The sequence below is a fragment of the Coleofasciculus sp. LEGE 07092 genome (genome assembly GCF_015207375.1).
Classification (GTDB): domain Bacteria; phylum Cyanobacteriota; class Cyanobacteriia; order Cyanobacteriales; family Coleofasciculaceae; genus LEGE-07092.
The window spans coordinates 1-10,041 of sequence record NZ_JADEWY010000186.1; the positions used below are offsets into that span (position 1 = coordinate 1).

Annotated in this window: 7 protein-coding genes; 1 reads left to right on the forward strand and 6 read right to left on the reverse strand. The window is 46.6% G+C overall.

Translation table 11 applies throughout. The features are described 5' to 3' along the window. A partial coding sequence (locus IQ257_RS27460; protein ID WP_193933384.1) for an ABC transporter ATP-binding protein occupies positions 1-1,122 on the reverse strand: 1,122 nt, incomplete at its 3' end. 314 nt (positions 1,123-1,436) lie between these two features. Between IQ257_RS27460 and IQ257_RS27465 the strand changes: the two genes are divergently transcribed. Beyond that, on the forward strand, positions 1,437-2,222 hold the full coding sequence (locus IQ257_RS27465; protein ID WP_193881006.1) for a DUF4058 family protein: 786 nt from the start codon (positions 1,437-1,439) through the stop codon (positions 2,220-2,222). A 119-nt stretch (positions 2,223-2,341) separates the two neighbouring features. Here IQ257_RS27465 and IQ257_RS27470 read toward each other — a convergent pair whose 3' ends face one another. From IQ257_RS27470 to IQ257_RS27490, 5 genes are all read right to left on the reverse strand, one after another. Beyond that, a complete protein-coding gene (locus tag IQ257_RS27470) occupies positions 2,342-3,142 on the reverse strand; it encodes a hypothetical protein (RefSeq protein WP_193881009.1) in 801 nt (266 codons plus the stop codon). A gap of 184 nt (positions 3,143-3,326) precedes the next feature. Then, a complete protein-coding gene (locus IQ257_RS27475) occupies positions 3,327-5,345 on the reverse strand; it encodes a hypothetical protein (protein WP_193881012.1) in 2,019 nt (672 codons plus the stop codon). A 301-nt stretch (positions 5,346-5,646) separates the two neighbouring features. Then, positions 5,647-6,231, reverse strand: coding sequence for a hypothetical protein (locus IQ257_RS27480; RefSeq protein WP_193881015.1), 585 nt, complete (start codon positions 6,229-6,231; stop codon positions 5,647-5,649). Positions 6,232-6,271: 40 nt separating this feature from the next. Then, complete coding sequence (locus IQ257_RS27485) at positions 6,272-8,017, reverse strand: eCIS core domain-containing protein (protein ID WP_193881018.1); 1,746 nt, start codon at positions 8,015-8,017, stop codon at positions 6,272-6,274. A gap of 169 nt (positions 8,018-8,186) precedes the next feature. After that, a partial coding sequence (locus IQ257_RS27490) for an ATP-binding protein (protein WP_193933386.1) occupies positions 8,187-10,041 on the reverse strand: 1,855 nt, incomplete at its 5' end.

The window sequence follows — 10,041 nt, forward strand, 5'->3', positions numbered from 1 at the left end:
CCCCCCCTCCCCAGCTCCTCTGCTCCCCAGCTCCCCAGCTCCCCAGCTCCCCAGCTCCTCTTCAAGAACTGGGTCACGAATTTCAATCGGCTCGTTCATAATATCGTTAACGCGCTCGATTGCAGTGAAGCCCGCTTGAAACATGGTGAATTTTTCAGCAAATTGGCGTAAGGGATTAAACAAGCGTTGGGCGTATAGGATAAAAGCTGACAAAACTCCAAAACTTAAAGCATCTTTCAGGATTAGCCAACCTCCCAGCCACAGCACTATCGCGATCGCCGCTAAACTAACCCACTCTAGTGTTGCTGAAACCGCTGAATCATGAAAGATGGTTTTGTCAACTTCAGCAACATAGCGCTGGTTCACTGCACGAAACATCTCGCCATTTAATTGTTCACGGCGGAATAGCTGCACGATATTAATGCCGCTAATGTTTTCTTGCAGCATCGAGTTGAGGGACGAAAGTTCTTCCCTGGCTATGTAGTTAGCTTTGCGATATTGCTGCTGGAAGTAAACAATTAGAGCTGTTACTGGAAACAGCATCAGCACTAGAATTAGCGCTAGCTGCCATTGCAGTGAAAACATGAAGAGGGCAATGAATACCATTGAGAACAGGTCATTTAAAATTCCAATGGCACCACTAGAAAAGACTAGTCCTAGGGCTTCCACATCGCTAGTAAGTCGGGTAATCAACTTTCCTACAGGTGTGCGGTCAAAAAATCGCACCGCTAGAGAGGTAACGTGATCGAAAAGGTCTTCGCGAATCCCAGCCGTAATTCGCTGTCCGAGAGTTTCCTCTAAAAATTTTTGAATAATTCCGAATACCAGCCGGATTATGATGGTCAGTAATAGTAGACCACTGAGAATATGGATGCCTTCTGCTAGCGATCGCTCTTGCAAAAAAAACCAGGTTTGCTCTTGGCGAATTAAGGAAACTGCCTGCCCAACCATCAGGGGTTGAATCGCACCGACGATGGACACGGGTATCAATAAAAGGATGGACACTAATGCAAGGCGTCCACTACGACGGGCATAAGGCACCAGCCTCAGGAATAGTCGCCAGTCGTTTTCGCGAGGGCGTTCCTTGCGATTGGCATCGATTGGTGGTGATAGGCGAGTCATTCAAAACCCTGGTGGAGTGATTTCTACCTGTTGCGAAAAAAGTACGCTCTCTCAATGTAGCGTAGGAGTCTGGGGCAGGGGAAATAGATTCAATGGGAGGTCGGGGGGAGAGGATGGGGATTGTAACTCCAACCTTCCCTCAAATTCTCAATGCATATAGCGTTTTCATCGAAGAAAGGAATAGGGAAAGGTTTTAGAGATAAATTTCCACCTACCTACCACCTACCACCTCTCAGAAATTATCCCAGCTAATTGAGGAAGAGTTGCCCCTTGTATGATAGGAATTGATATGAGATCAATGCATAGTCCTTGCAATGCCTTCTCCATTTCCAGGAATGAATCCGTATTTAGAAAGCCCTCAATTCTGGTCAGAGGTGCATCACCGCCTGATAACTGCACTAGCGGATGCCATAGAGACGGAACTCAGCCTTAAATATCGAGTAGCAATTGAAAAACGAACCTATCTCAATAATAGCGATGAGTCAGTGGAGGTAGGAATTCCTGATGTAGCCGTAACCTTTCAAAAATCAACTCTAACTAGCCAGACACCAGCCACTGCCACTCTACCGACTCTTGGGGAAGCTGTCACAGTAACCATACCAGTGCCAGAAGAAATCAGGGAAGGTTATTTAGAAATCCGAGAAGCGGCAACGGGTTATGTTATGACAACAATTGAAGTGCTTTCGCCCACTAATAAACGTGCTGGAACAGGACGTGAAGCCTATCTACGCAAGCGTCAAGAAGTGCTAAGTACTCCTACTCATTTAGTAGAGATTGACTTGCTCCGGGGTGGTAAACCCATGCCTATTTTGAGTGAAATCCCTCAGACAGATTATCGAATCTTAATTGCTCTTGGTAATCGCCGTCCCTTAGCTCAATTCTATGGTTTTAGTGTCCGGCAGGAAATTCCTAAATTTTTCCTTCCTTTGCAGTCAGGAGATACTGAGCCAATCGTAGATTTGCAGAGTTTGTTAGTTGGAATATATCAACGAGCAAGATACGATATGGCAGTGGATTACAGTCAGGAACCTGTACCTCGGCTGAAGGAAGAGGATAGAGTTTGGGCAGATGAACTCTTGCGAGAGAAGGGACGACGCTAACTTCATTACAATCTTTAGCGACGAAGGAGCGTCAGCGAGGCAAATGCTAACGTATCCGGCAATGTATGATACTGGCTTGGCTGCCAGCACCAAGTCTGGAAACTGCTTTGGAACATTGATTACTCTAAAGATTTGCGATCGCTGACTTGTTTTAGGGGGGTTATACTGCCAGAAGAACCTGGATCAGCTTGGTTGCTACTTGCAGTTAATTGCCGGTGAATGGGCAGAATGGTTCTATCCCGGTAGAGTTTCGACCGTTTTTCAATCAGTTCTTTTTCGTTGGGGTGTTCGTAAATAACTGCACCGTTACTTTGCTTTGCTAGAATTTTGCAGGCAAAGTAGTTTGCCATAAACAGGTCTTCTTTAAAAGTTGCTCCAGTTTGCGGTATTCCTTTGTTAGGGAGGTGGTGGTTGGCTAATTCTGGGGGACATTCTTGCGACCACTTTTCGATCCCTTTTGCAAAGGCGCTTGTTACTTTCTCGTTGCTGATTTGCCACGCCTCAGCCGTTCGTCGCAGGGCAAATGTACCGTAGATACCCACGGCTCGAACTTCTTTGATGCCTTTTTCAATTGCCGATAGAATATTCCCTTGATTAGGGGGAGCGCCGCCGGGATGGTTGTGGGTTGCGATTTGATTTTGAGATGAATCTTCTTTTTCGGGAGCCAATACAGGAATATTAGCGGCATTGTAGCCAAACTGTTCTGCCCGTTTCAGTTGCGTCTGAATGTCTGTTGTTTCTGGGTGTAGAGAGGATAGGTTGTGGCGAGAACCAAAGGGGCGCATCTGTAAGGGGTTAGTTACGGGTAATCCTTTTTGTCTGGCTTGGATGCCATTACCGAATGGGCGCGTCTGCAATTGACTCGGTACTGGGATAAAATCGTCTTCTTTTTTCTTTTGGATTCGTTGCCGGATGCCCATAGCCCACCCCTCGAAGTTTAATTAGGGATATACTTGACAGATAGCACTTAATTTGTGGTTATGTCAAATTTTGGGTGGGTTGGGGAAATGGGGAGCGATCGCACTCCCTTTACAGTAGCCAAATATCACGGTGAGTAATTAACCCAATTTTCTAACCTTTCCCAACCGAGAGTGTTATTCCAATTTATTCCAATATTGTGTAGCGTTTGAAGTAACCGAGCGCACGAGCATCTTCCCAAGAGATGTCCATATTCTTCTTTGTTCTTGATCCAGGATCGTCTACAACGATATTCTCCTCGTTGATAGCTTCCAATCGAACGAAATGGTTGTGTAGATTTACAATCACCTGCTTGCCAGAACCGAGCAGATTACTCATGGGACTGAGTACGCTGGCTTTGTAAGATGCTAAGGGTAAGATTTCATTCATTTTTGCGGGTGATTCAGTCGCTTGATAAGCCTCTAGCAGTTCTTGTTTCTTCGCTAGTTGTCTCTCTTTTGTGGCAATTTTTTTGTTAAATTTTTTCAACGATTTCCCGGATGTTGCGGATAGTTTTTCTTTCAGCGTTTCAATCTCTGTTTCGAGTTTGGTTTTGTCTTTTTCAGTTTCTGACACAAAATACTCTCTGACCGCATTGCTTATTTCTTCAGGTTTTTTGCCTTTATTTTTCTTATCCTTGACGGCTGCTTGCACTCCTCGAGTGAAGGCTCCGAATGCACTTAAGGCTGTATTGTAAGAGTTGGTTTTAGAGGTTGCTTTTACGCCAAATAGCTGGGTGAATTTATTGAATAAGGAGCTATATGTAACCATACCTGCCGCGATAGCGCGAGCCTTATCAACTGATTCACCAAAGGTAACAGGGTCGGATTGTGCCTTCTGGTTGAGTTCTTCTGAGGATAAGCCCAGATTGTCAGTCAGCGCGATATAAATGGCAACCAATTGCAGAAAGTCCGGGAAACGTAAGCTAGTAACATTACTCGCATCTGCCTCTTTTTCTTGCAACGCTCCTTCAAAATACTTGGCTATATTGCCAATCAAGATGATGTTGCCTGTAAAGCTGCTAGTTGACTTACCCAACCCTTCTAACGTCATCCCAATCGTGGTAATGTTGCAGGTTCTTTTCCATGCCTCCGTTTTACTTTTAGATAAAATATTGGCATTTGCGGTTTGGGTGTAATAGGGCGCAATTTGGGCAACTTTTTTATAAAAATGAGATTGAATCGCCTGCAAAGTCGCTGCATCTACATTGAGTTCTGCTGCGCTCAGGGTAGAGATTTTTTGACGTACAGCAACAATGTCATTAATCAGAGCATCTCTTCCCTGTCCCGTTTCTTCGTTCTTTTTGGTGATTTCCTGTTTAGTCGATGCCATCCGCTCTAGATCGCTGACAATAGCATCAGTCGCTGGATTCTTTAAAGAGGCAATCGTCTTTTCAATCTCAGTTGATGGAATGGCAGGTGAGGGTTGGTCGGTCGTTGGTGATGGGGTTTCCGGTTCTGGCTTAGGTGTTACCTCTTGCTCGTCTTCGGTTGCTTTTGTCCAAGCACTTAAAGCTTTTAAGGTTTTACCGCCAGGATCTACACGACCGTCAGGAGAAGAGAGCTTAACGACTTCAGACTGATAGTGTTCAATAGCTGCAATAGTGGCAGACAGGGAATCTTCAGGGATACTTTCTTTCGTTTCACTAGTCGGTCTCTCGGCTGCGCTAGCATCATTGGTTAAGAAACCAAGACCACTGAGTCGCTGTTGAATGGTGACCACATCAGTCGTCTTATTCTTTCCCCCACGTCCGACGCTTCCCTCTAGCTTGATAGTGGTGACTGATTTCAAAGCATCAACAACGACCTCTACGCCTTTAGACATCGTGTCTATAATGTCCCCAAAGTCGAATAGCTTGGGTTGAATCCTATGGGTCATGGCGGATGGTGACGACGTGCCTGGAGCCAATACGGGAATATTAGCGGCGTTGTAGCCAAAGTGTTCTGCCTGTTCCAATTGAGTTTGGATGTTCGGCTTTTCCTGTTGTTGAGAGGATGCCTGGTTGCCTTTACCGAAGGGGCGCGTCTGCAATAGATTAGTAGCTGGTAGCCCCGATTGTCTAGCCTGGATTCCTTTACCAAAGGAGCGTGTCTGTAACTGATTTGGCACTGGGGTAGAAGCAGATTCCAGAGACGCTTTTTTTCGGAGATGCTGACTGATACGCATGACCAGCTTCAGAAGTTAAGGGTAACTTGACTTTAGCACTAATTTGTGCATAAATTACACGTTGGCTCGGTTTTGTTAACTTAAATATGTCCTATTTTTTATCCGTTACAAAACCTGAAAGTCTGCTCCAACCTCTGCTAATCGTTATTGAAAAAGTCGGGTACACCGATCACATTTCTGCTCAGTTGTGTTACCAGATAACAAAAGCGATCGCCACTTTTACCCCTAAACTCAAATGAGTGATCGCACTCTTCCTGAACAAAGCCTCTTAGTATGTGTCAATGCTTTACCCAAACTGCGATTAGGGCAGCTTTACCTCAATGGGTTCCGCTTCAGTGATATGTTGCCACTCTAGCAGCGAGTTGATTGATTTAGTGTGACGTTCTGATGCCAAAATGGGTGTCTCACCCCAACCCACCTGACAGCGGACAGTTACGGAACCCTGCAATTCAGTAGGGTTCCGTTGAGTTTCATAGTGGTCTTTGAGATATAGAGGCATCAGGCTCACTTCATAATTGACCACTTCTCCAGGTTCTACAGGTTTGGTAATGGGAATTTCGATAGCGTAATAGTCCTTATCGGGATCAGGAGAGTTCACACCGTGGAGGACAACAAGGGTTTCATCGTCCTGTTGTAAAAGATAGGGCATCCGTTGGCTGTCAAAAATATGAATCGTTGAATCTGACACATTCTCGATTTGATAAGCAACAGATCGCTGACCTTCATCATTGGTGATAGAGGAACATACCACTTGAATTGGCTCGGTAGCCGGAATGGATTTGGCAGTCATGGCAACAGCTTCCTCTGATTTCTTTTGTAACAATTGAGCTAGTGATGTATGGCAACCTACGGAGAGCGAGAAAACAAACAATACAAGAGTAGGCATTAGACCATACCTAATACTTCGTCCAAGATAGAATCGAGGTTTAACGAGTATCTCGTCCTGCATGTCCATGGCGTTCGTCGAGGTTATGTTCATTTCTCAGGTCATTCTCGGTAAGAGAACCCGTGGCAATTGTTTCTTCCTCTTCCTTATTACTGTAAGCGGCATCTGAGGCAGGGAGATTTCTACGGTTCTGTCCAGCAGCATTATGTTGGGCATGGATCAGTTCGTGTCCTAGAGTGATGAATATAGGCAAGGGAATTTCGTTTCCTGCTGCATCATAAACCACTACGTCATCGTCTCCCAAATTAGGATCTATTTCTATAGTTGTTGTACCTCCGGTTCCTGGGGTTCCATCAGCATTTTCCAATGTGCCTGCTCCCCCGCGTATGGCATGAGCGCCACCGTAAATTTGAGCTGTTGAAGGTCGAATCGTTACCGTTTGTGAGGCATTAACTAAGTCAATCACCAGCAGACGACCTGTAGGTCTAGATAGCAGTTTGCCGAACTGTTCGAGAATCTTGTCTTGGAACCCTCCATAGTCATTACCAGCACTATCAGCCTCGCTAATTTTTATATTTCCGGAACCCGACTGCAAGGCATCCCAAGTATTTTGTAAATCAGCAAACTCCGATTCAGTAATTTGCTCTCCCTCGACGTTGTATGACATCTGAGTGTCGTCCGGTACAACCCAGTAATCACCGAACTCAGTACTTACACCATATCCAGGAATATCTCCAGTGTCTTGGCGTTGAATTTTAGACTGGATCACGCTAGGATTCTGCTGCAACACATGGGTAAATTCATGAGCAATCAACTCCTGCCCCCCTTTACTTCCAGGGTTATATTCCCCCTGACGGAAGAAAACGTCTTGCCCCGTCGTGAAGGCGCGAGCCTGTATTGAGCGATTTAGTTGGTCAGATTGGGTATCCCTATGGATTTTGACGCCGCTAAAGTCTGCCCCAAATGCCTGTTCCATCGGTTCCCGGATGTTATCAGAGAGAGGCTGTCCGTTACCTCGTGCCTGTTGGATAGACTCTTCTAGGTCTGGTGTTGCTGCCATTCCGTCTCCACCAGACTGGCGCTGTACTATGGGTTTCATCTGGAGTTCTTCTTCTTCCGGCAACTCTTCACGCTGGATGGAGTTAGTAAGAGGTTTCATCTGGAGTTCTTCTTCTTCCGGCACCTCTTCACGCTGGATGGAGTTGCTCAGAGGTTTCATTTGAAGTTCTTCTTCTTCCGGCAACTCTTCACGCTGGATGGAGTTAGTAAGAGGTTTCATTTGAAGTTCTTCTTCCTCCGGCACCTCTTCACGCTGGATAGAGTTGCTCAGAGGTTTCATTTGAAGTTCTTCTTCTTCCGGCAACTCTTCACGCTGAACACTCTGCCCTGAAGTTGACGGCTGAGTCTGAGGCGCATTAATCTGGCTCACCACCTGAGACGCTACCTGATCCGCCTCCTGTTCATACTTATCTCCAGGTGTTCCAATCGTCAGCTTTGCTTGAATCGGTGGCGGTGATGCTGTGCCGGGAGCAAACGTCGGGATATTAGCGGCATTGTAACCAAAGCGTTCTGCTTGTTCCCGTTGAGTTTGGATGCTCGGTGTCTCCTGTTGTTGAGACGTTCCTTGATTGGGGACACCAAAGGGGCGAGTTTCTAAGAAGTTGGTAGTGGGTAATTCCGCTTGTCTGGCTTGGATACCTTTACCAAAGGCACGAGGGCGGAACTGATTTTGCACTGGGGTGGAATCAGAGTCCAGTTTTCTGCTGATATGCCTACGGGAACTCATAACCAGCCTCTCCAACTCAACTTGGGTTAATATCTTACATTATGCTTTACCTTTAATCTATACGATTAGACATCAGTCGAATTGTTACAGGACTTTAGAAAAAATCTCCCCTGTGAAAAGAGTAAATGGGGAAGCAGAGAACTAATCCGTTACATCCACGACAAAATCCCTAAACCCATCCCTTCACTTCCGTATCCGTTAAGGGGCGCTCCAGCTTCACATATTCGCTCTTTGCCGATCGCAAAATATGTTTCATCTGCACTGACTCACCGGCATCGGCAGCTATAAACGCAGCATTCATAGCAATAGAGCGAATATTCCCGCCAGCGACGTTGAGCTTTCCCAATTTCCGGAAATCCAATCCCTCAGTGGGGGTTTGTTTGGGAAAGATCCGCCGCCAAATCTCCGCTCGCTGACTAGCATCCGGGAAGGGAAACTGGACGATAAACCGAATTCGACGCAAAAAGGCTTGATCGAGAGCACTTTTCAAATTTGTCGTCAGAATCGCTAAACCCCGGTAAGATTCCATGCGCTGTAACAGATAGCTCACCTCAATATTGGCATGGCGATCGTGGCTGTCTTTCACTTCAGAACGCTTGCCGAATAAAGCATCGGCTTCGTCAAATAACAGGATTGTACCGCCGCCTTCTGCGGCATCAAAAACTCGCCGTAAATTCTTCTCCGTCTCACCAATATATTTACTGACAACTGAACTCAAATCGATGCGATAAACATCTAATCTCAATTCCTTTCCCAATACCTCTGCCGCCATCGTCTTACCCGTACCGCTAGCACCAGCAAACAAAGCGCTGATTCCTAGCCCCCGTCTACTCTTCCCAGCAAATCCCCACGTTTCGTAAACCTGCATCCGCTGCCGCACATGTACCGCAACCTCGCGCAGGGTATCGCGCTCTTTGTCGGGCAAAATTAGGTCATCCCACAAAGCGGCTGAGTCAATTCGCTGCGCCAGTTCATCCAAACGGGGACGGGCTTGGGCGCAACAGGTATCCCACAATTGATTTTGGATTAAGCTATCTCTCTCATGTTCCGGGTTCTCTGATTCAGATGGGGTATCAGATGGCGTCTCTACCAGATTTTCCATTCCTTTAACCGTCAAACAAGCGGCGTGAATGGCTGGAGCGTTGAGGTTGAAATGGGAGATCAAGAGGTTTACCTGTGTGTCGAAGTGGTGTACTCTATCTCCTAAAGCATCTTTCCAGATCAGACGCTGCTCGTCGGTGGTGGGATGATGGACATCAAGGGTAATCAAGGGGCGCTGTCGGGAACGACGACGATCCAGGCTAGTTATGATTAGGGGAGTAGTGAGACTTTCGATAAAACGAGCGATCGCATTTTCTCTGGCTGAATCGGTTATTTCGAGATAATCGCAGTTGAGGAGCAAGGCGCTGTTGCTCAATGCCCATTCCCGCTCGTACAAAATTTTTACTAAATTCAGTTGGCTGGTATCGGTGGGAATTGCTTCTGCCGATAGAGCGTGCAGGTGGATACCTAAACGATCGCATACCGCCCGCGCGATCGCACGTTTGCTGGCTACATCCTCCCCACATAACTGCACCACAGGTAATTGCCCTTCAACCCCCTGCAACCAAGTCGCTGACATTTGCTGGACGAGTTGTTGATGAGACGACACCAAAGGGCTAGGCATCGGCATGGGTTCCTCAAGGCTTGCCAATCGCTCATCTAAGTACTGAATTCCCTGCAGGTAGTGCAATATGCGCTCGTTAATTCGCAGTATACTGCTAGTCAAAGCAATACCTTCCCCCACTTCAATAAGCTGCCAGTGGCGCAACGGGGCAGACGGAGTCAACGCTCCCCAATGCCCTGTCGGTAATATTTTTAGAGCCACACTAAAGGTGGGATAGTTTAGTTGGGGATTGCCTTGAACTTCGGCACATAAAGCTCCCCAGCTACTCTCAAATTCCATCCCAGTACACAAGAGGAGTATGTCTCGCTCAAAAGGCGATAAACGAAAAGTTCGGCATAACTGATCGAGTAGAGGGGGC